Origin of the sequence: Faecalibacter macacae (assembly GCF_003687725.1) — a bacterium.
In the GTDB taxonomy this organism is placed as follows: domain Bacteria; phylum Bacteroidota; class Bacteroidia; order Flavobacteriales; family Weeksellaceae; genus Empedobacter; species Empedobacter macacae.
The window spans coordinates 136,172-157,342 of sequence record NZ_RDOJ01000003.1; the positions used below are offsets into that span (position 1 = coordinate 136,172).

Annotated in this window: 17 protein-coding genes; 6 read left to right on the forward strand and 11 right to left on the reverse strand. The window is 31.0% G+C overall.

The window, feature by feature from the left end:
- The first annotated feature begins 19 nt into the window (after positions 1-19).
- The 3 genes from ftsZ to EAH69_RS03230 all read left to right on the forward strand — a co-directional run bounded on the left by ftsZ (position 20) and on the right by EAH69_RS03230 (position 3,278).
- Entirely contained in the window at positions 20-1,873 is a 1,854-nt protein-coding gene (gene ftsZ, locus EAH69_RS03220; protein WP_121933756.1) for a cell division protein FtsZ, read from the forward strand.
- An 89-nt stretch (positions 1,874-1,962) separates the two neighbouring features.
- Entirely contained in the window at positions 1,963-2,412 is a 450-nt protein-coding gene (locus EAH69_RS03225; RefSeq protein ID WP_121933757.1) for a GatB/YqeY domain-containing protein, read from the forward strand.
- Between the two features lie 320 nt (positions 2,413-2,732).
- Positions 2,733-3,278: a septal ring lytic transglycosylase RlpA family protein gene (locus EAH69_RS03230; RefSeq protein WP_121933758.1), complete on the forward strand. Its 546-nt coding sequence runs from the start codon at positions 2,733-2,735 to the stop codon at positions 3,276-3,278.
- 127 nt (positions 3,279-3,405) lie between these two features.
- Here EAH69_RS03230 and mqo read toward each other — a convergent pair whose 3' ends face one another.
- The 11 genes from mqo to miaB form a co-directional block, all read right to left on the reverse strand.
- Positions 3,406-4,911, reverse strand: coding sequence for a malate dehydrogenase (quinone) (gene mqo, locus EAH69_RS03235; RefSeq protein ID WP_262602176.1), 1,506 nt, complete (start codon positions 4,909-4,911; stop codon positions 3,406-3,408).
- An 87-nt stretch (positions 4,912-4,998) separates the two neighbouring features.
- Positions 4,999-5,490: an RDD family protein gene (locus EAH69_RS03240; RefSeq protein ID WP_121933760.1), complete on the reverse strand. Its 492-nt coding sequence runs from the start codon at positions 5,488-5,490 to the stop codon at positions 4,999-5,001.
- A 95-nt stretch (positions 5,491-5,585) separates the two neighbouring features.
- Positions 5,586-7,214, reverse strand: a complete 1,629-nt coding sequence (groL, locus tag EAH69_RS03245; protein WP_121933761.1) for a chaperonin GroEL — start codon at positions 7,212-7,214, stop codon at positions 5,586-5,588.
- A gap of 78 nt (positions 7,215-7,292) precedes the next feature.
- Entirely contained in the window at positions 7,293-7,571 is a 279-nt protein-coding gene (locus tag EAH69_RS03250) for a co-chaperone GroES (RefSeq protein WP_121933762.1), read from the reverse strand.
- Positions 7,572-7,733: 162 nt separating this feature from the next.
- Positions 7,734-9,998 (reverse strand): reprolysin-like metallopeptidase, encoded by a 2,265-nt coding sequence (locus tag EAH69_RS03255; RefSeq protein ID WP_121933763.1) that lies wholly within the window; start codon positions 9,996-9,998, stop codon positions 7,734-7,736.
- On the reverse strand, positions 9,995-10,411 hold the full coding sequence (locus EAH69_RS03260; protein WP_147439075.1) for a lipocalin/fatty-acid binding family protein: 417 nt from the start codon (positions 10,409-10,411) through the stop codon (positions 9,995-9,997). Before EAH69_RS03260 ends, EAH69_RS03255 begins: the two co-directional genes overlap by 4 nt.
- 106 nt (positions 10,412-10,517) lie before the next feature.
- A complete protein-coding gene (secG, locus tag EAH69_RS03265) occupies positions 10,518-10,865 on the reverse strand; it encodes a preprotein translocase subunit SecG (protein ID WP_121933765.1) in 348 nt (115 codons plus the stop codon).
- Positions 10,866-10,869: 4 nt separating this feature from the next.
- Positions 10,870-13,080 (reverse strand): hypothetical protein, encoded by a 2,211-nt coding sequence (locus EAH69_RS03270; protein ID WP_147439076.1) that lies wholly within the window; start codon positions 13,078-13,080, stop codon positions 10,870-10,872.
- 22 nt (positions 13,081-13,102) lie between these two features.
- Positions 13,103-13,624 carry an LptE family protein gene (locus EAH69_RS03275; protein WP_121933767.1) on the reverse strand — a complete coding sequence of 174 codons (522 nt, stop codon included), beginning with the start codon at positions 13,622-13,624 and terminating at the stop codon, positions 13,103-13,105.
- Between the two features lie 2 nt (positions 13,625-13,626).
- Positions 13,627-14,886 (reverse strand): sigma-54 interaction domain-containing protein, encoded by a 1,260-nt coding sequence (locus tag EAH69_RS03280; RefSeq protein ID WP_121933768.1) that lies wholly within the window; start codon positions 14,884-14,886, stop codon positions 13,627-13,629.
- A 63-nt stretch (positions 14,887-14,949) separates the two neighbouring features.
- The gene (miaB, locus tag EAH69_RS03285; RefSeq protein WP_121933769.1) at positions 14,950-16,395 is read right to left on the reverse strand and encodes a tRNA (N6-isopentenyl adenosine(37)-C2)-methylthiotransferase MiaB; all 1,446 of its coding nucleotides are present in this window, start codon (positions 16,393-16,395) and stop codon (positions 14,950-14,952) included.
- A 130-nt stretch (positions 16,396-16,525) separates the two neighbouring features.
- Between miaB and EAH69_RS03290 the strand changes: the two genes are divergently transcribed.
- The 3 genes from EAH69_RS03290 to EAH69_RS03300 all read left to right on the forward strand — a co-directional run bounded on the left by EAH69_RS03290 (position 16,526) and on the right by EAH69_RS03300 (position 21,109).
- Positions 16,526-17,344, forward strand: coding sequence for a hypothetical protein (locus EAH69_RS03290; protein ID WP_121933770.1), 819 nt, complete (start codon positions 16,526-16,528; stop codon positions 17,342-17,344).
- Positions 17,345-17,435: 91 nt separating this feature from the next.
- A complete protein-coding gene (topA, locus tag EAH69_RS03295) occupies positions 17,436-19,961 on the forward strand; it encodes a type I DNA topoisomerase (protein WP_121933771.1) in 2,526 nt (841 codons plus the stop codon).
- Positions 19,961-21,109: an arginase family protein gene (locus EAH69_RS03300; RefSeq protein ID WP_121933772.1), complete on the forward strand. Its 1,149-nt coding sequence runs from the start codon at positions 19,961-19,963 to the stop codon at positions 21,107-21,109. Before topA ends, EAH69_RS03300 begins: the two co-directional genes overlap by 1 nt.
- Positions 21,110-21,171: the final 62 nt, after the last annotated feature.

Here is a 21,171-nt window from a genome sequence, read left to right on the forward strand (position 1 = left end):
ACGACTAAACAATAAGAATATGAGCGAAATTTTAACAGGAGATATCGTTTTCGATATGCCAAAAAGCCGTTCTCTGGCTATCAAAGTGATAGGAGTAGGAGGTGGAGGTAGCAATGCTGTAAATTACATGTATGAACAAGGAATAGCGGGAGTAGATTTCGTTATTTGTAATACAGACGCACAAGCATTAGCTAATAGTCCAGTCCCTACAAGAATCCAACTAGGACAAGCAATTACTGAAGGATTAGGTGCAGGTGCCAACCCTGAAGTAGGAGAAAAAGCAGCTGAAGAAAGTGTTGATGATGTACGTGCAGTATTAGACGCGGGAACTAAAATGGTTTTCGTAACTGCTGGTATGGGAGGTGGTACTGGTACAGGTGCAGCCCCAGTTATCGCTGGAATCGCAAAAGAAATGGGTATCTTAACAGTAGGTATTGTAACTGCCCCATTCTATTTTGAAGGTAGAATGAGATTAGAACAAGCTGAAAGAGGTATCGAAAAATTAAGAAATAACGTAGATTCATTAATTGTTATTAATAACGATAAATTACGTGAATTATATGGAAACCTAGGGTTTAAATCTGGTTTCTCTAAGGCTGATGAAGTTTTAACAACAGCAGCAAAAGGTATTGCAGAGGTAATTACTCAGCACTACGCTATGAATATCGATTTACGTGATGCACGTACTGTATTAGCTAATTCTGGTACAGCAATAATGGGATCTGCAAAAGCTTCTGGTGAAAATAAAGCCAAAGATGCAATTACAGATGCATTAGATTCTCCATTATTAAATAATAATAAAATTACAGGTGCTAAAAACGTGTTGTTATTATTATTATCTGGTAATAATGAGATTACGATGGACGAAATCGGTATCATCAATGATCATATCCAAAATGAAGCAGGAAATTCTGCTAACATAATTATGGGTATAGGTGAGGATCCAGAATTAGGAGATGCTATTAGCGTTACAATTGTAGCGACAGGTTTCCCTACAGAAGATCAAACTTATACAGGTAAAGAAGAAGTTAAAATTGTTCATGCTTTAGAAGAAGAACAACCAATTAACAGATCTTTATCTATTGAAAATCCAATTCCGACAAAAGTTAACCCAATTTCATTAAATTTTGGTCGTAATGCAGCACCAGCTCAGCCACCAGCACCGAGTTATACAGCTCCAATACAGCCAAGACAAACAATGAATCATCCAACTCAACCAGAAGCTCCTCAAAATTCTTTTGATCAAAGAAGATACGAGCAACCAGTTGAAGTAAGTAACGGGCAAACAAGATATGAGTTAATTGACGAAGATGTAGAGCCAGTTCAAGAAACAAGAAGTTATGAAGATTTTGAGCCTAGATTAAAAGAAACACCAAGTGCTACTACTTCTGTAGATAATACAGCTAATGCTTCTAATAATTCTCAAAATTTATTTAACTCTTATTCTACGAATGTAAATCCGTCGAATAACCAACCGCAAAATAGTTTAAATAGCTATGAAGCTCCACAATCTCAAAGATTTAATATTAATGAGGTTCCATCATTACAACAAACATCATATCAAGAAATTGTAAATGAAGTAAGTGTAATGGAAGAGATTCAAAATACAATAGAAGGTCAATCAATTGACGAAGCTTTAAACCAAACAGTAGAAAATAGGAGAGATAGATTACGTCAGTTTAATTTCAAATTCAATTCTCAATTAAGTAATCAACAGGTTGATGAATATGAAGCTATTCCTGCTTACCAAAGACAAGGAGTACAATTAAATAATAGAGCTGAAAATCGTTCTTCAGATTTATCATTAGGATCTAATAATAACAATGAACCACAAATTAGACCTAACAATTTTTTACATGACAATGTAGATTAATATTTAGTCGCAATATTCTTATTATATAAAGCTCCAAATTTTAGATTTGGAGCTTTTTTTGTGCTAAATTTGAATCAAAATTTATTACAATGAGTTTAGAAGTAGAAATTATGTCTCAATTGAAAGAGGCAATGAAAGCTAAAAATACAATTGCATTAGAAGCATTACGTGCGGTAAAATCTGAATTATTATTAGCGAAAACTTCTGGTTCTGGTGAAGAATTAACAGAAGCTCAGCAAATTGCTTTATTACAAAAATTAATAAAACAAAGAAAAGAGGCTGCAGAACAATTTAAAGCTAACGGTAGAGAAGAGTTTGAGCAAAAAGAGTTAGCTCAAGCTGAAGTTATCTTACAATTTTTACCAAAACAATTATCAGCAGAAGAATTAGAAGCTGTGATTAAAGAAATTATTGCAGAGGTTGGTGCCACTTCTCCAAAAGATATGGGAAAAGTAATGGGAACAGCATCGGCTAAATTAGCTGGTAAAGCTGAAGGAAAGTTAATTTCTGAAAAAGTAAAAGATTTATTAAATAACTAATTAATTACTTCTTTTAAAAGAAGTGAAAATGCTATAAAGCTAAGGTATTCAATGCTTTAGCTTTTTTTATTGAATTAAAATGATTTTAATAAAATATATAACTTACTGTAAATCAATAATAAAATAGTTTTAAACGGTTAGTTGCCAAAAAAATTAATATTTATTGTTTTTTTTAACATGAGTTTAACAAATGCTCCAAACCCATAGTATATTAGCGTTTTAGAGGAATTTGATCTTGTGAAAAATTGATGATAGAACGATTCTAAATAAAGAACGTTAATCGTCCCTATATTTGTCAGGTAATCAGAAAAATCTAAAGGATGAACAAAATTATATTAACATTACTTTTTATGTTAGTTATTTTTCCAATAGCAAATGCTGATGGTAAAATTTTAAGAGAGTCGGATTCAGTAATTGTAGATAAAATTACTAAAATCGTGCCAGACTCGAATGAAAGATTTAGCAATGATGTTGATAATGATACAATTAAACCAGTATCAGAATTATCAACTGAAGAAACAAAAGAAGTTGAAGAACTTATTGAGAACGCTGCAATAGTTTCTTCTGGTGTGGTTTCTTGGTATGGAGCTAAATTCCATGGAAGAAAAACAGCAAGTGGTGAGGTTTATGACAAGAATGAATTAACTGCTGCACACAAAACATTACCTTTCGGAACAAAAGTTAAAGTAACGAATATTAGAAATGGTAAAACTGTTGTAGTTGAAATCAACGACAGAGGACCATACGTTAAATCGAGAGTGTTAGATCTTAGCCAAGCGGCCTTCAGTGAAATTGGTCATACCAATTCTGGAGTAATGCATGTTGAATATGAAATCTTAGACGATTCATCTTCAAAAGAGTTATAATAATAGCACTACATGTAAAAATTAAAAAGGATAAACTAATGTTTATCCTTTTTTTATTATCTTAAATCTAAAGTAATAAAAAAATCCACTCTAATGAGTGGATTTTATCTTTATATAAGAATCAATATTATTTGATTTTTAAAGTAGTATTTGTTTTCGCTCTACTTTCAGCAACTAATGTAGCGTCGTTGAAATCTTTTCCGAAAGAAGGAATCATAGTTTTAATTGATTCGTTCCATTGATTTTTCATCAATTCAGGGAAACATTTATTTAATACATTAATCATTGCAGAAACAGATGTAGATGCACCTGGAGAAGCTCCTAATAATGCAGCGATTGATCCGTCTTGTGCAGCTACGATTTCAGTACCAAATTTTAAAACTCCTTTTCCGCCTTGGTTTTCGATAACTTGTACACGTTGTCCTGCAGTTTGTTCAAACCAGTCTTCTAATTTAGCTTCAGGTAAATAATCTCTTAAAGATTCAACTTTTTTCTCTTTTGATAATAATACTTGTTCAATTAAGTATTTAGTTAAATCCATATTATTTAAACCACAGTTCATTAAGAATCCAACATTTCCTAATTTAACAGATTTAAATAAATCTAAGTTAGAACCTTCTTTTAAGAATTTTGTTGAGAAAACAGCAAATGGTCCGAATAATAAAGATTTTTTACCATCAATTACTCGTGTGTCTAAGTGAGGTACAGACATTGGAGGAGCTCCAAGTTGTGCTTTACCATATACTTTAGCAAAGTGTTTATCGATTACTTCTTTGTTTTGACAAATTAACCATTGTCCTCCAACAGGGAAACCACCGAAGTTTTTAGATTCTGGAATGCCAGATTTCTGTAAAGTTAAGATAGCTCCACCACCTGCACCAATAAATACGAAATCAGCATTTACAGGTTTAGAGTTTCCAGATTTTAAATCTTTAACTTTAACAGCCCATTTACCATTAGATAAACGAGTTACATCAGTTACTTCATGAGAAGTTTCTAAAGTAACTTCTCCTTTGTTTTGTAATCCTTTAAAGATTTCACGAGTTAATTCACCGAAGTTAATATCTGTTCCAATTTCCATAAAAGTAGCAGCTACTTTTTCTTTTGGATCACGACCATTAACAATTAATGGAGCCCAAGTTTTGATTTGTTCAATATCCTCAGAGTATTCCATATCACTGAATAATGGATGCTTGGACATTGCTTCATATCTTTTTCTTAAGAAATTCACATCGTTTTCACCCCATACGAAACTCATGTGTGGAGTTTTACGTAAAAAGTTTTCTGGAGAAGAAATATAATTGTTGTCTATTAAATAAGACCAAAATTCTTTAGATGTTTCAAATTGCTTTGCGATATCAATTGCTTTAGCAATATCAACATTCCCATTTTTATCTTGTGGTGTATAGTTTAACTCACAAAACGCAGAGTGTCCTGTACCAGCATTGTTAAATGCCTCAGAACTTTCGAAACCAATTTTATCTAATTTTTCAAAAACTGATATTTTAATTTCTGGATTTAATTTTTTTAGAATAATACTTAAGGTAGCGCTCATGATTCCAGCACCAATTAAGACTACCTCTTGTGGTTGTTTTTCCATCTCGATTTCTAAATTTACTACAAAGTTATTAATAAATGCCTTTATTATTCTATTAATATTTTATTAAAAACAATGATTTATTGCATCATTATTGTAAAATTAGAAATAAACCTGATAGTCTTAAATATTTTCATTTCTTAAACTCTCAATTGCTTCATCAAATGAGATTGCAGCTTCAAAAGCATTTTTATTTACAACTGTTGTTTTCGAAAACTTATCGTGCCATCCATTTAATCCTAAAAATGAAAAGCCTTCGAAAGGAATAATTCTACAAATACTTCTTATAAAATAATCTTTAGTTGTTGGTTCAGAACCATCAATCATTATAACCTTTATACCTGTAATTAGTTTTCCTAAAGTTCGCCTTTTTGTAATTGATTCAAATATAGAATAGTAAAGTATTAAATTATTAATTGCAATAATATTGTAAATAAGATCATTTTCGTTTATTTCTATTGGAATAATCATCAACAAAATACCATATAAAATTCCTATTATAAAAGTGAAAATTATATATGCGATGATGTCAATAATATAATTAGCGAAACGTATTCCTTGGTTTGATTTGTGAATAATGTTGATACATAGTTGAGAGTTGTTTTTAATAATAATTTATAAACGTAAAATAATAAAAAATATTTGGGTGAAAAAATAAAGCCATTCAGTTTCCTGAATGGCTTTTAATATATCATTTAATGATGTTATGATTACATCATTCCTGGCATTCCTCCACCCATTGGTGGCATTGCAGGCTCATCTTTTTTAATTTCTGTAACAACAGCTTCAGTAGTAATTAACATACCAGCAACAGAAGCAGCATTTTCTAATGCAACACGAGCAACTTTAGTTGGGTCGATAACTCCAGCTTCGATCATGTTTACATATTCGTCAGTTTTTGCATTGTATCCGAAGTCACCTTGTCCTTCTTTTACTTTAGCAACTACTACAGAACCTTCTCCACCTGCATTGTGTACAATTTGGCGTAATGGTTCTTCAATAGCACGTTTAACGATTTTAACACCCGTTGCTTCATCTGCATTTTTAGTATCAATATCAGTTAATGTAGCTAAAGCTCTAACGAAAGCAACACCACCACCTGCAATAATACCTTCTTCTACAGCAGCGCGTGTAGCATGTAAAGCATCATCAACACGATCTTTAATTTCTTTCATTTCAACTTCAGAAGCAGCACCAACGTAAAGAACAGCAACACCACCAGCTAATTTAGCTAAACGCTCTTGTAATTTTTCACGATCATAGTCAGAAGTAGTAGTTTCAACTTGCGCTTTGATTTGGTTTACTCTGTTTTTAATTTGTTCAGCATCACCAGCTCCGTTTACAACAGTTGTATTGTCTTTGTCGATTACTACTCTTTCTGCAGTACCTAACATTTCTAACGTTGCAGTTTCTAAAGTAATTCCTTGCTCTTCAGAAATAACTGTTCCTCCTGTTAAGATAGCGATATCTTGTAACATTGCTTTACGACGATCACCAAAACCTGGAGCTTTAACAGCTGCAATTTTTAATGATCCTCTTAAACGGTTAACAACTAAAGTAGCTAAAGCTTGACCTTCAACTTCTTCAGAAATGATTAAGAATGGACGTCCAGATTGTGCAACTGGCTCTAATAATGGTAAAATTTCTTGTAAGTTAGAAATCTTTTTCTCACATAATAAAATGTAAGGATTTTCTAATTCAGCAATCATTTTATCAGCGTTAGTTACGAAGTATGGAGATTGATATCCACGATCAAATTGCATTCCTTCTACAACATCAACGTAAGTTTCAGTTCCTTTTGCTTCTTCAACAGTAATTACACCTTCTTTACCAACTTTAGAGAAAGCTTGAGCGATTAAAGCACCAATTGTTTCATCGTTGTTAGCAGAAATAGAAGCAACTTGTTTGATTTTTTCTGATGAATCACCAACTTCTTCAGATTGCTCTCTTAAGTTAGCAACGATTCCAGCAACTGCTTTATCAATACCACGTTTTAAATCCATTGGATTTGCACCCGCAGCAACATTTTTTAAACCTTCGCGAACGATTGCTTGAGCTAAAACTGTAGCTGTTGTAGTACCATCACCAGCAACATCATTTGTTTTAGATGCAACTTCTTTTACCATTTGAGCACCTAAGTTCTCGATTGGATCTTCTAATTCGATTTCTTTAGCAACAGAAACACCATCTTTGGTAACGTGTGGAGCTCCGAAAGATTTTTCTAAAACTACGTTACGTCCTTTTGGACCTAAAGTTACTTTTACTGCATTTGCTAATGCATCAACACCTCTTTTTAAAGCGTCTCTTGATTCAATATCGAATTTTATATTTTTTGCCATTTTAATATATTGTGTTATGTACGATGTAATATGTACAAAGTACTTGGTTTTGTTAATGATAAATTTATTACAACTTAATTAGATGATTGCTAAAATATCAGCTTCACGCATGATTAAGTAATCTTTACCTACTAATTTTAATTCAGTACCTGAATATTTTCCGTAAAGAACTTTGTCACCGATAGCAACTGTCATTGGCTCATCTACTTTACCATTACCAACTGCTACAACGATTCCTTCTTGTGGTTTTTCTTTTGCTGAATCTGGAATAATAATTCCTGATGCTGTTTTAGTTTCTGCTGGAGCTGGTTCAATAACAACTCTGTCTGCTAATGGTTTAATGTTTAATTCTGACATATCTTTTCTTTTTTTATAAATATTTAAGTAATGTTTGTATACTTTTTAAGAACTCGAAAAGTATGCCATTGCTTTATTTCTGACATTTTGAAATAGTTAATTCAAAAAAAAATGCCAGATTATGACAACCTGACATTTTATATATCGAATAATAAAATCGAATTATTTTTTAATCACTAATTTTTTAGAGTATTGCTCACCGTCAGCTTTAACAGTAACAATATAAACTCCGTTTGGTAAGTGAGATAAGTTTAATTTATGTGACTTAACATCTGCTCTAGCAGTGTTGTAATTGTAAACTTGTTTACCAGTCATATCATTCACATATGCAATGAAGTTTGAGTAATTTTTTGCAGTTTCAATATTAACTTCACCTCTTGATGGATTAGGTGTAATTGTAATAGCATTATTATCGTTTACTTCAATTATAGATAATGGACTATTAATAGTAAAGTTTACTTTATTGACAGCTAAGTAAATATTATCTATTGGTAGTATCATTAAACGAGCATTGGTAGTTTCTCCAATTCCATGAGGTACAATAAATGTATATGTTCCATTATTAGGAGTAGACTCTACTAGTGTATAATCCCAAGTTATACCACCATCTAATGATAAAATAATTTTAACATCAGTAGTATTAATATTATTAGCGTCTGTACCTGCTACATCCCAAGAAATTGTTGCTTCTTGTCCTCCTGTCCATGTTTCTGAATTTTCTTGAGAGGTAACTTGAAATGGACCAACTTCTTTAACACTAATTGTAACATTTTTACGTGCAGTTTGGCCACCAACAGGATTATTATCTCTAACTAATAAAGAAAAGTTTAATCTACGAGCTACACTTGGTAATACTTCCCAAGTAAAAGGTGCTGGATTAGTAGCTAAAGTTAATTTATTAGCAAGAATTGATTGGAAGTTAGGGAAATATCTTTCACTTTCAGTTGTAGGTATTATCGATCTAAATGTAGGTCCACCAGTATTTGTAGAAATAGGAGGCTGAACAGCTGTTTGTGTACTAGTTTGGTTATCTGTTTGTTCCCAGCTGTATGTTAAGTTATCACCATCGACATCAGTTGCTATAGCATCTAATTTGAATGCGGTTGAATGCGGTATATGATATGAAAGTTTATTTAAATCAATTTCAGGTTCATTATTTCCACTTTCAGTATTAACAGAACATTGACCAGCATTAGATGTAATAAAACTATAGATATTGTTTACGCTTGCTGTAGAAAAATAAGGATCACTATTATTTTGGACGTTTGGAGGACAAATACCGGCATAAGCCATAATTGTGCTTCCACTTCCTGGTTCAATTGCAGTAGCTGTTGATCTATTTCCAGAACAAGAGTTATTAAATGTATGTGTAGCTCCAAATTGATGTCCCATTTCGTGAGCTACAAAATCAATGTAAAAAACATCATTAATAGGCGCGCTTAATCCGGTTACTCCTCCTGCTTTTAAATATCCACAAGGGCTTCTTAAATAAGCAACACCACCCCCACCAGTAGAAAAAACATGACCAATATCGTAGTTGTCAATTCCAATTTCTCTATCAATAACTGTTTGATTTTCACCTAACATAGCGCTACCACTATTATTGGTATATTCATCGGTTCTAATAAAAATAAGCTTATCATTGTTATCAATTAACTCCATTGTAACACCAAATTCTTTCTCATAAATACCGTTTACACGAGTCATCGCAACGTTAATTGCAGACATTACAGCTGCCACTTTTTCTTCATCAGTACCACCAGCTAAACCAGCTCTATTAAAATGGTATCTAGAGTACTCTACCGTTGTAGCTAAAGCTAATCTATATTTTCGTAATTGTCCGTCTACAGCAGTTCTATTTGTAGGTATATTTTCAATAGCTTGTTTAATTATGTTCTCTTGATGGATATTTTCAGTATCACAAATAAAATCATGAGTACTTTCTACACTTTTTCTATTATAAGAGATGTAAGTATTTAAATCTTCTGTGTAAGCTTCAATATATGATACTTTATCGCTTTGGAAAATCATAGCACTTAATCCATGATATGGAGAAAAACTGAATCTTATTGAATGTTTTCCGTCTTGAGATTTACCAACATAGGATCTAACCATATCGTATTTATCTTGTAGGTTAGGAGCCATAATAGAAGATTCTTCAACTAAATATTTAATAATTTGGCCATCACCATTAGGAATACTTACTAAACGAGGTTGATTAGCACCTTTGTTTGATGTTTGATTTAATTCCTTTTTTAAATTTTCAGTATCTAAAGTAAATAATTTATGCTCTTTAGGTATTGTAATTCTCTCAATTAAATTGGTTGGTTTAAAATTAGCATTTTTGATTTCTTGCCAATGATTTTTTTGAGCGAAGATGGAACTACTTCCTAATAGTAGTGATAAGATAATAAATTTTGATTTCATAAATATTCTAGTGTTAAATAATTAATTTCTTTAGGTATTTCTAAAATGATTAAGTTGATTGAATTGTCAAATTCGTCGTTTACTTTAGTCATTTTTAAAGTGTTTTTTTTTGCAATTTTTAATTCTGAAATTTCGTATTGTTCAATATTTTCTTTACAAATTACAGCTAAGTTTTTATTTGAAAAATCAACAATTTGTAATGGATTATTTCTTTCTCCTGGTATTATTAAAGATTTTTGAAATTGATCAAAATCATTAAAGTTATTATAAATTATAACTTCTTCATTACAAGTATTTCCATTATTTGTAATGTTAATGATATTTAGATTTTCTTTTGAAATTATTTTTTGTTGATTTGAACAACTAATTAAAGAGAACAATATTACTAAGTAGTAAATGAAATTGCAATTCATATTTAATGTTTTAACTAAATTATGAAATATATTTAAAAGTATTGTAATAAAAATGCGAATTCAGAGATACTGAATTCGCATTTAAATACTTATAATATATGTTTTATTATTTTGCTGGTGCCTCAGGCGCAACTGGTGCAGTTGTATTACCTGTAGGTACTGTAGTATTACCTGTAGGAATTTCTACTGCTTTTTTAGCTGGTAATTTTATAGCATTTGGATTATCTTGCATTACATTAGCTCCAATAACTAAGAAGATAACTGCAAAAAATAATCCCCAGGTAGTGCGATCTAAGAAGTTATTTGTACGTTGTACTCCAAACATTTGGCTTCCTCCGCCTCCACCAAAAGATGAAGATAAACCTCCTCCCTTAGGATTCTGTGATAAAATAACTAATGATAGTAAAACACATAGGATCATGATGATAACCATGAAAAATTGAAATGTTCCCATTTTTTTATTTAGAGTTTTTTAAATTTTCTATTTCTTTAATTTGATTTGCAAATAAACTATTTTTTTCTGGATATTTCAAACTTAATATCTTATAAGCTTTTATTGCTTTCTCATATTGTTTTTGATCAATATAAACTTGAGCCAAAGTTTCTGTCATTAAATAAGAAAAATCAGTTTCATTAGACTTTTTTGTCTCAGTTTTTGATTCTGGAATTTCTTGCTTTTTTAATGGTGTAATTTTAGGATTTTTCTCTAAAAATTCGTCAATAATTTGATATTTCTGTTCTTTTTCTGTCTCCATTGTATCTGCTGAAGGTAATTTTAACCAATCATTAAATGAAAAGGAATCATTTGTTTGAATAAAATCAACTTTACTTACGGATTCTTCTACTGATTTATCAGTTTCAGAAAGCTCAATTGATTTTTCAACAATTTCAATAGTTTCTTCAGTAGGTATAGGTGGTGTTTTTGTTGTTTGTATTTCTTCAGTAATTTGAAAATCATCAATATTATTTGAAGATGTATTTTCTGAATCAATAACATTTTCTGTCAAAATTTCTTCAATTTTTTCATCTTGAATTTCAACAGAAGCTTCAATTTCAGAAATAATTTCTTCAGTTTCGATAATTTCTTCAATTACTTCGTTAATAATAATATCTTCTTTTATTGTAGCTACAGGAGCACCTTTTACTACGTCATAAGTATTTTTAACCTCAAAAGAATTGATGTTAGATACCGGTTTAGAAATTTTATTAACTTCGATATCATTTGTAAAAGCACGATTAATTAAACTAATTTGTTCAATCTTTTGATCTTTTTCAACAAAATTATTAATATCTAAAGTTTCAGAAACAGCATTCGAAATTTCGTTATCTTTTTGTAAAAAATGTTCAGCAATTTGTAAAGAATTTTCAATTGAAGCTTCAAAGTTTGCTGTGTCTTCAATTACAACATCCTCAATAATCTCTTCTTTAGTTTCCACTTCATTATTTGATTCAATTTCAGAAATTACATCTTGATTTTCAAAAGTGTCTTCAATTACAACATCCTCAATAATCTCTTCTTTAGTTTCCACTTCATTATTTGATTCAATTTCAGAAATTACATCTTGATTTTCAAAAGTGTTTTCAATTACAACTTCTTCAATATTCTCTTCTTGATTTTCAACTTCGGTAGTAGATTCGATTTCAGAAATTACATCTTGATTTTCAAAAGAATCTTCAATTACATCTTCTTCAATAATCTCATTTTGATTTTCAACTTCAGTTGTTGATTCAATTTCAGAAATTACATCTTGATTTTCAAAAGTGTTTTCAATTACAACTTCCTCAATAATCTCTTCTTGAGTTTCAACTTCGGTAGTTAATTCAATTTCAGAGATTACATCTTGATTTTCAAAAGAATCTTCAATTACTTCTTCTTCAATAATCTCTTCTTGAGTTTCAACTTCAGTAGATGATTCAATTTCAGAGATTACATCTTGATTTTCGAAAGAATCTTCAATTACATCTTCTTCAATATTCTCTTCTTGATTTTCAACTTCAGTAGATGATTCAATTTCAGAGATTACATCTTGATTTTCAAAAGAATCTTCAATTACTTCTTCTTCAATAATCTCTTCTTGAGTTTCCACTTCAGTAGATGATTCAATTTCAGAGATTACATCTTGATTTTCAAAAGAATCTTCAATTACTTCTTCTTCAATAATCTCTTCTTGAGTTTCAACTTCAGTAGATGATTCAATTTCAGAGATTACATCTTGATTTTCGAAAGAATCTTCAATTATATCTTCTTCAATATTCTCTTCTTGATTTTCAACTTCAGTAGATGATTCAATTTCAGAAATTATATCTTGATTTTCGAAAGAATCTTCAATTATTTCTTCTTCAATAATCTCTTCTTGAAAATTAGAAACCGGCTCTTCAATAATTACTTGCTGTATAGAATTATCAACAATAGATTCTCCAGTAATTACATGTTTATCAATAGTGATATTGTTAATGTAATTATATAAATCTTTTCTATTACTGCTTAATACTGCTGTAATTTGTAAATTCTCTTCATATGAAGAATCATTACCATTTTTAAGAGCAAGTAATTTTAAAGCACGTAAAGAATAGAAATATGGATATTTTTCAATTTCAGTGTTTAATAAATCAAGGTCATCAGTTGAAACCTCTTTAGGATTATTAATAAGATATTCTATTCTAGCCATGCTCAAATATAAATTATTTTTTTTACCAATCCATTGCAATTGCTGCAAAAACTTGGTCACGAATAATATTAATAATATTAGGAACAATAGTCGATTCTACATCCGATAACATCGCTGAACCAGGGAAGTTTTCGTATGCAGTAAAAGTTCTATCAAAACTTTTAGTTTCGTCTACGTTATTAATATATCTAACTTTTACAGAGATTGTTAATCTATTTTCGGCAGCGATATCATTGCTCTGAATTTGCATCGGTGCAACATCATAACCAGTAATTTCCCCTTCTACAATAAGATCTGCATCTTCTGTATTTGTCATATTTAATTTCGTACGATTTCTAAACACATCTTGCAAAGTCAAAGTCAATTCTTGGCTTAAACTTGGATTTTGTAGCGGTGCATAATTAGGAAATTGTGCAATATACATGGTCTTCCATTCTGGTAAAATAGAAGATCCTGATAAAGAATATCCTCCCGAAATAGATCCGCATCCACTAAATGTGAAAAGTGTAAAAATCGAAACGATTAAATAAGTTAAATAACGCATAGTTATAAATGATATTGTTTAATTTTTCGGTATAATGTTCTTTCAGATATACCTAATTCATCTGCAGCAAGTTTACGTTTACCACGATGTTTTTCTAAAGCTAATTTAATCATTTCTCTTTCATTTTCTTGTAATGAAAGTGATTCTGGCTCTTCGATTGGGCTAACATCATAAATATCATCAGAATAATCGTATGTAGGTTGTACATAATTACTTTGATTTTGCTCTGGATGATAAATATTTACACTTGGTAAAGTAGTTTCTTCAGTGTCAGATTTTTCACGATACACACGTTGAATTAATTCTTGTGTGTTTCCATTAAAATCATCAACATCTTTATTCTTAATTAAATCCAGTGTAAGTGCGCGTAAATCATTCAAATCTTTTTTCATGTCTAAAAGAACTTTAAAAAGTAGTTCTCTTTCCATAAAATCAGATTTTCCTCCTTCAGTAGTTTTAGTAACTGTAGGCATCATATTATTTAAAGGTAATAATTGCATGATTTTTTCTATTGAAATAACACGCTCTTTTTCCACAACCGAAACTTGTTCAGCAAAATTTCTAAGCTGACGAATATTTCCTGGCCATGGATAATTTGCTACATAATTTGCAGCTTCTGGCGAAAGCTCGATATGAGGCATTCTGTATTTAGCAGCGAAATCTGAAGCAAATTTTCTGAATAATAAATTGATATCTTCCTTACGCTCGCGTAATGGAACTAAATCTATTTGAACTGTATTTAAACGATAATATAAATCCTCACGGAATTTACCTTTTTCTACAGCTTCTTTCAGTTTTACATTAGTTGCAGCTACAACACGTACATTGGTTTTTTGTAAATCAGAAGAACCTACTTTCATAAATTCTCCAGATTCTAAAATACGTAATAAACGCACTTGTGTAGATAATGGCAATTCACCAACTTCATCTAAGAAGATAGTTCCGCCATCTGCTACTTCAAAATAACCTTTACGCGTTTGTGTAGCTCCTGTAAAAGCACCTTTTTCATGTCCGAATAATTCAGAATCGATTGTACCTTCAGGGATAGCACCACAGTTAACAGCAATGTAAGAATTGTGTTTACGATGCGATTGGTTGTGAATGATTTTTGGAATAAATTCTTTTCCAACACCACTTTCACCAATCACTAAAACTGATATATCAGTAGGAGCAACCTGAATCGCCTTTTCTAAAGCACGATTCAAGTTGATATTATTTCCGATTATTCCAAATCGTTGTTTGATGGTTTGTAAAGAATCCATAGTATAAGTTTTGAGTTAGAAAAAATTGTAATCTGAATTTTGTTCAGACTTAAAATTTAATAATTACTCAGCTACCATTTCACCAATTAATGTAGCAGTTGTACAAGAATTAGCTTTTACATTTACGAAATCTCCAACTTTAGTTCCTTCTACTTTAGGGAAAACTAAAACTGCATTTTGAGAGTTACGTCCGTACCAGAAATTTTCGTCACGTTTAGAGTTTCCTTCAATTAAAACTTCGTGAACTTTTCCTACGTAAGAATTCATACGAATTGCAGAGTGTTTTTGTTGCATTTCGATAATTTCTTGTAAACGACGTTTTTTATCTTCGTTAGGAACATCATCTGGCATTTTCTTGTGAGCTGGAGTTCCAGGACGCTCAGAGTAAGCAAACATATATCCGAAATCGTACTGTACGTATTCCATTAACGATAAAGTATCTTTATGTTCTTCTTCAGTTTCACCACAGAAACCTGCAATCATATCGTGAGATAAGGCACAATCTGGAACGATTTTACGAATTTTATCAATTAATTCGAAGTATTCTTCACGTGTGTGTTGACGGTTCATACGCTCTAAAACAGTTGTAGATCCTGATTGAACAGGTAAGTGAATGTATTTACAAATGTTTTTGTGTTTCGCCATCATTAATAATACGTTCTCTTCCATATCTTGTGGATTTGAAGTTGAGAAACGTAAACGAACACCTGGGAATTGAGTCGCAACCATATCTAATAATTGTGCGAAATCAACTGCAGTTGCTTTTTGAATTTCAGAAGCGTTTTTAAAATCTTTTTTTGGTCCTCCACCATACCATAAGTATGAATCGACATTCTGACCTAATAAAGTAATTTCTTTGTAACCAGCTTCTGCTAATTCTTTACACTCATTAATAATTGAATGAGGATCACGAGAACGCTCACGTCCACGCGTAAAAGGTACAACACAGAAAGTACACATATTATCACAACCACGAGTGATTGTTACGAAAGCGGTAACTCCATTTCCGCCTAAACGTACAGGGGAAATTTCAGCATACGTTTCTTCTTTAGATAATTGTACATTGATTGCATCACGACCATCTTCAACTTCATTTAATAAGTTTGGTAAATCACGGTATGCATCTGGTCCAACTACGATATCTACTAAGTGCTCTTCTTCTAAAAATTTATGTTTTAAACGTTCAGCCATACAACCTAAAACTCCAATCTTCATAGATGGACGTTGTTTTTTGATTGCGTTTAAAGTTCCTAAACGTTTACGAACAGTTTGTTCTGCTTTTTCACGAATAGAACAAGTATTTAATAATATTAAATCAGCTTCATCGACTTTTTGAGTAGTTTGATATCCTTCTTGACTTAAAATAGAGGCAACGATTTCACTATCAGAGAAATTCATTTGACAACCGTATGATTCTAAGAATAATTTTTTAGTTGCATTTCCCGTAGGTAAAGTAATCAATGCTTCACCTTGTCTAGTTTCGTCTATATGTTTTTCTTCTGTATGCATTATCTTCTAATTCATTGATTCGGCAAAAGTACAAAAACATGGTGACATATTGGCAGTAAATTTTTCTTTTGCATTTTATTAACAATTTTGTAGATTTAGCTAATTATATAAAAATCTGAAATTAATAATTATGAAACATAATGAAGAAAATATAATCCAAGGATTAATAAATAATGGTTACAAAGCAAGATTCGGAACTGCATTTGATGATGCCTCGAATATATTTAAAGGAATTGCAGGATTTTCAATCTTAGCTTTTGTTGTTTATCTTATTGCTTCGTTTATTTTATCTGCATTTGTAGGTATGTTGATACCTGGAAATCCAGTTGATATGGTAAGTTTGATGGAAGTGATTCAATCAGGTGATGAAGATTTGATGAACGAATTAATTTTGGAAGCAAATGAAAACCCAAATTATTTACCATCTATAATTAATTATTTAACTCAGTCTGCATTATATCCTATATTATATAGTGTATTTACAATGGCTAGAAAATATGATACACATCAAAATGTAGATTTTTCTGATCTTTTTGTTCATTATAGAGATGGAAAATTCTTAACATTATTCTTGTTAACGATGGCGGTAAATGTTATCGCGGCTATTGGATTTGTTTTGTGTATTATCCCAGGTATTTTGGTTTATATCTTTTTAATTTTATCTATTCCATTAGTTATTTTTGCTGATGCGAATGTAAAAGAAGCAATAACTTATAGTTATAAAGTGGTATCTAAAGACTTTGGAACATTTGCGGTTGCTTTATTAGCAATGGTAGGTATTATAATAGGAGGTTTTTTACTTTGTTGTGTTGGGATTATTGCAGCTATGCCATTTACATTTATATTAATTTATTCATTATATAAACATGTTATAGGTTTTCCAGGCGAAACATCTGAAATTGATGAAATAGGAACAGATATTTACAAGGATAATCCATACATGAAATAAAAAAAAGAATAAAAAAACGAAGTAGTTTCAAATGATTTTTGGCTGCTTCGTTTTTTTGTTTATAATTTTGCAAAAAATTTAAGCATATCATATGTCAAAGAATCTCGTAATTGTTGAGTCCCCTGCGAAAGCAAAAACTATCCAAGGTTTTTTAGGAAATGATTTCATTGTGGAATCAAGTTTTGGTCATGTTGTTGACCTACCTAAAAAAGGAATGGGGATAGAGATTGAGAATGATTATAAACCTGTTTATGAGGTAACTCCAGATAAACAAGATGTCGTTCAGAAATTAAAAAAATTATCAAGCAAAGCAGATACTATTTGGTTAGCATCCGATGAGGACCGGGAGGGAGAAGCTATTTCTTGGCACTTGTTTAATGTTTTAGATTTAGAGAAGAAAGATACGAAACGTATTGTTTTTAATGAGATTACTAAAAAAGCAATTCAGCGTGCGGTTGATAATCCACGCCAAATTGATATAAATTTAGTTGATGCGCAACAAGCTCGTCGTATCTTAGATCGTTTAGTAGGTTTTGAAATGTCTCCAATTCTTTGGAAAAAAGTAAAGCCAGGATTATCTGCAGGACGTGTACAATCTGTATCTGTACGATTAATTGTAGAACGTGAAAAAGAAATTCAAAATTTTAAACCAACATCTTCTTATCGTTTTGTAGCTGTTTTCTCAACTTCTGAAAAGAAACAATTAAAAGCAATTTTAACTAAAGAATTTTCAACATTAGCTGATGCTGAAAAATTCTTAAATACATGTATCAATGCAGAATTTTCGGTAAAAGATTTACAGAAAAAACCAGCAAAACGTACACCATCAGCACCATTTACAACTTCTACTTTACAACAAGAAGCTTCTCGTAAATTAGGTTTTTCAGTTTCTCGTACAATGCGTGTTGCTCAACAATTATACGAGCAAGGACATATTACTTACATGAGAACGGATAGTGTTAACCTATCTGATGATGCATTAGCTGCAATTCAATCAACTGTTGAGTCTGAGTACGGAAACAAATATGTTGAAGTAAGAAAATACAAAAACAAAAATTCATCTGCTCAAGAAGCGCACGAAGCTATTCGTCCAACTCACTTCGAAAATCAATCGGTTAATACAGACGATTCAATGCGTCGTTTATACGAATTGATTTGGAAAAGAACAGTAGCTTCACAAATGGCAAATGCTGAATTAGAGCGTACAATTATTGATATTGAAAATCAAAACAATCAATTTATTTTCCAAGCAAAAGGAGAAGTTATTGTTTTTGATGGCTTCTTAAAAGTTTATCAAGAATCTCATGATGATGAAGATGCTGATGATGATAAAGTTTTATTACCGAAGGTGAACGTTGGTGAAGTTTTAAACACGAAATCAATCAACGGTACTGAACGTTTTACTAAAGCAGCAGCTCGTTATACAGAGGCTTCTTTAGTTAAGAAATTAGAGGAATTAGGTATTGGACGTCCATCTACATATGCACCAACTATTTCTACAATTCAAAACAGAGGTTATGTTGAGGTTGGAGAATTAGAAGGTCAAAAACGTGAATATCATACGTTAGAATTAGTTAATAATAAAGTAGAAACTGCAGTTGCTACTGAAATTTATGGAGCTGATCGTCGTAAATTAATGCCTACAGATATTGGTATTGTTGTAAATGATTTCTTAGTAGATTATTTCCAAAATATCATGGATTATGATTTTACAGCTCGTGTAGAATCTAATTTTGATGAGATTGCTGAAGGTAAGGTTGAATGGACTAAAATGATTGATGAATTTTATCAAGATTTCCACGCAACTGTAGAAGATGTACAAGAAAATGCAGAACGTGCTTCTGGTGAAAGAGAAATCGGTATCGATCCAACAACCGGCAAAGTTATGCATGCGCGTATTGGTCGTTATGGACCAATGATTCAAATCGGAAATGCTGATGATGAAGATAAAAAATATGCAAGTTTACAAAAGCATCAATCGATTCATAACATTACGTTAGAAGAAGCATTAAAATTATTTGAGTTACCAAAAACGTTAGGAGAATACAAAGGATTCGAGATTGAAGTAAATAATGGACGTTTTGGGCCATATGTTAAATTTGATGACAAATATGTTTCAATTCCTAAAGATATCGATCCGGTAGATATTTCATTTGAAAAAGCTATTGAATTAGTTGAAGAGAAATTACAAGCTGATGCACCTATTGCTCAGTACGAAGGTTTTGATGTAACAAAAGGAAAAGGACGTTTCGGACCATTTATCAAATGGAGCGAATGGTTTATTAATGTTTCAAAAAAATACGATTTTGATAATTTATCTCAAGCTGATATTATCGAATTAATTGAGGATAAAAAACGTAAAGAATCTGAACGTGTTGTACGCGAGTGGCCTGAACAGGAAATTCGTTTAGAAAAAGCACGTTGGGGACGTTATAATTTAATTAAAGGTAAGATTAAAGTTGAGTTATCAAAAGAAACAAATACAGAAGCAATCACTTTAGAAGAAGTTGAAAAAATAATTGCAGAACATACACCTGTGAAGAAAACAGCTGCTAAAAAAGCAACAACAACTAAAAAAGCTTCGACAACGACTAAAAAATCGACGAAGAAAAAATAATGTTTACAGATTATTTAAAACCTGTTTCAAAAGAATTACAAGACTTTGCTAAGTCTTGTAATTCTTTTTGTTTAGGGGCTACTTTAAATTTTGAAAAAGAAGTTTTAAGTGATGTTTCTAAAAATGTAGATAAAATTGCGATAATTGGAATTCAAGAAACAAGATCTAAAAATACAGATGAATTAGAAGATTTGGATTTTGATTTGGTTCGTAGAGCGTTGTACGAACTAAAAAAAGGGAATTGGGTTTTACCTATTTATGATTTTGGAGACTTAATTCCAGATCAAAATAAAACGACAACTGGAGAAATTTTAACAAAGGTTTTAACTTATTTGCTAAAAGAACGATACTTTGTTGTAATTTTGGGCGGAAGTCCTAGTATGGCATTCTATCAATATAGAGCCTACGATGAGGTCGAAAAAAATATCAATTTTATATCTGTTGATGAAAAGTTACGTTTAGGAAACGAAATTTTGCAAGCAAATAATGATAATTATTTAACTAAAATAATTGCTTCAGAACCTTTAAATTTGCTTGATTTTACAAATTTAGGTTATCAAACCTATTTTGTTGCCCAAGAAGAATTGGATTTAATAGGTCAATTAAATTTTGAAGCTGTTAGGTTAGGGGAAATAAATAAGGATATAAAAGAAATAGAACATAATGTACGAGAGGCAAATGCCGGTGTAATTGATTTATCATCAATCGAGGCGAATTATTTCTCATCTACACAAAATTTAAGTCCAAATGGATTTAATTCAAGAGAAATCTGTGGTGTAGCAAAATATATTGGTTCAAGCAACGTTTTATCATCAGTTTACATTTCTAATTATTATGAGATGTATAAGATAAGCGATCATTTATTGTTCAGTCAAATTATTTGGTATTTGTTAGATGGTAGAAATCATCGAACTGAAATAAAAAGTTTTGACGATACACAATATTTTGAGAAATTTTTTGTTCCTTCTGATATTCAAGAATTTGTTTTCTATCATAATCTTTATACAGATCAATGGTGGATTGAGATAAAAGAGAAAGAAGAGGATAAAAAAATACAAATAATACCATGTTCCAATAAGGATTACAAAATGGCATTAGAAGGAGAAATTCCAAATAAATGGTGGAAGCACTTTAAAAAGTTTTATTAGCTGTTTTTAAAATATTGATTGTTAATGTTTTAAAATGCAGTTAGTTTGCTTATTTTAATTTG

Bases quoted from the DNA above. Each gene is read 5' to 3' on its own strand.
- EAH69_RS03230 (WP_121933758.1), top strand. From the start codon at position 2,733: ATGAACAAAATTATATTAACATTACTTTTTATGTTAGTTATTTTTCCA.
- secG (WP_121933765.1), bottom strand. From the start codon at position 10,865: ATGGGAACATTTCAATTTTTCATGGTTATCATCATGATCCTATGTGTT.
- groL (WP_121933761.1), bottom strand. From the start codon at position 7,214: ATGGCAAAAAATATAAAATTCGATATTGAATCAAGAGACGCTTTAAAA.
- EAH69_RS03225 (WP_121933757.1), top strand. From the start codon at position 1,963: ATGAGTTTAGAAGTAGAAATTATGTCTCAATTGAAAGAGGCAATGAAA.
- EAH69_RS03270 (WP_147439076.1), bottom strand. From the start codon at position 13,080: ATGGCTAGAATAGAATATCTTATTAATAATCCTAAAGAGGTTTCAACT.
- miaB (WP_121933769.1), bottom strand. From the start codon at position 16,395: ATGCATACAGAAGAAAAACATATAGACGAAACTAGACAAGGTGAAGCA.
- EAH69_RS03260 (WP_147439075.1), bottom strand. From the start codon at position 10,411: ATGAATTGCAATTTCATTTACTACTTAGTAATATTGTTCTCTTTAATT.
- EAH69_RS03280 (WP_121933768.1), bottom strand. From the start codon at position 14,886: ATGGATTCTTTACAAACCATCAAACAACGATTTGGAATAATCGGAAAT.
- ftsZ (WP_121933756.1), top strand. From the start codon at position 20: ATGAGCGAAATTTTAACAGGAGATATCGTTTTCGATATGCCAAAAAGC.
- EAH69_RS03290 (WP_121933770.1), top strand. From the start codon at position 16,526: ATGAAACATAATGAAGAAAATATAATCCAAGGATTAATAAATAATGGT.
- EAH69_RS03300 (WP_121933772.1), top strand. From the start codon at position 19,961: ATGTTTACAGATTATTTAAAACCTGTTTCAAAAGAATTACAAGACTTT.
- EAH69_RS03255 (WP_121933763.1), bottom strand. From the start codon at position 9,998: ATGAAATCAAAATTTATTATCTTATCACTACTATTAGGAAGTAGTTCC.
- EAH69_RS03250 (WP_121933762.1), bottom strand. From the start codon at position 7,571: ATGTCAGAATTAAACATTAAACCATTAGCAGACAGAGTTGTTATTGAA.
- topA (WP_121933771.1), top strand. From the start codon at position 17,436: ATGTCAAAGAATCTCGTAATTGTTGAGTCCCCTGCGAAAGCAAAAACT.
- EAH69_RS03275 (WP_121933767.1), bottom strand. From the start codon at position 13,624: ATGCGTTATTTAACTTATTTAATCGTTTCGATTTTTACACTTTTCACA.